1 protein-coding gene is annotated in these 599 nt (G+C 70.6%); it reads left to right on the top strand.

Annotated features, from left to right (window positions below; translation table 11 throughout):
* A partial coding sequence (locus JZY06_RS08520) for a hypothetical protein (protein WP_207279137.1) occupies positions 1-599 on the top strand: 599 nt, incomplete at both ends.

The raw sequence follows: 599 nt of genomic DNA, 5'->3' as shown, positions 1-599 counted from the left end.
AGGTCGCCGCCGCCAACGGACTCAACCACACGGTCACCGTCGCCGAAACAGTGCGTCTTTTAGCCGCCGAGCCGCTGGTGTGCACCACCAAGGGTCAGATCGCGAAACGCGCCCTGACCAGTCTGGCGGCCGCCCACCCGGGGGTGGGCGGGGAGTATGAGGCGTTGGTCAGCATCTCCTCCGGCGCCGCCGCCGGCTGGTTGGTCACCGGTTTTCTGCGGGATCCACGCTCCCGGGCGCACAGCTATGCCGGATGCCCCGACGGCGGGGACAACCGGCCGCCGGCAAGCCTTCACCGGCAGTGGGCGCAGCTGGCCGCAGGCTGGCTGTATTTCACCCACCCCGATCCGCTGGCCGGTGCCGCAACCACCGTCACCCCGTGGAATACCTGCGACGATGCCCCAGGCGCGCCGGAGGACTACCCGGCTGCCGCCGCCCCCTGGCCTGGCGGGGAGGAAACCGTGGCCGGCATCCGAAGCGATGATGCCCTCGATATCGGCACCTGGCCGCAGCTGCGGCAGCTGGTGCTGGCCATTCTGGCCGCCGACACCGTCACCGCGCACACCGCCGACGAGATCGTCGACACCATCCGCTGGCTG

Origin of the sequence: Corynebacterium mendelii (genome assembly GCF_017307055.1) — a bacterium.
Lineage (GTDB): Bacteria > Actinomycetota > Actinomycetes > Mycobacteriales > Mycobacteriaceae > Corynebacterium > Corynebacterium mendelii.
The sequence above is the reverse complement of the archived record's forward strand: the minus strand, read 5'-3'. Positions and strand labels throughout refer to the sequence as shown.